Source organism: Prevotella sp. SGI.167 (genome assembly GCF_050313615.1).
In the GTDB taxonomy this organism is placed as follows: Bacteria; Bacteroidota; Bacteroidia; order Bacteroidales; family Bacteroidaceae; genus Prevotella.
This window is the reverse complement of the sequence record NZ_JBNPLT010000170.1, coordinates 1-211: the sequence shown is the minus strand read 5'-3', so window position 1 is coordinate 211 and position 211 is coordinate 1. Positions and strand designations below refer to the sequence as shown.

Annotated in this window: 1 pseudogene; it reads right to left on the bottom strand. The window is 45.0% G+C overall.

The window, feature by feature from the left end:
- A pseudogene (locus ACQRBJ_RS16375) lies at positions 1–211 on the bottom strand (hypothetical protein); the annotation flags it as partial.

Genomic DNA, 211 nt, shown 5'->3' with positions numbered 1-211 from the left:
CAAACAAGGGATGCCCTTGTTTTCTAATGTTGAATGTTGAGTGTTAAGTGTTGAATTGCCTACGGACTGTGATGCGATAGCACCTTCAACAAGAAGTTGAGAGAAGGTCTTGGCAGCCTCTTTCATCATCTCAACATCGGTTACAGCCTTGATTGCCTCGTTCTCCTCTTCGAACTCTGGGCGCTCGATAATCTTTGGATAGCCTACGATA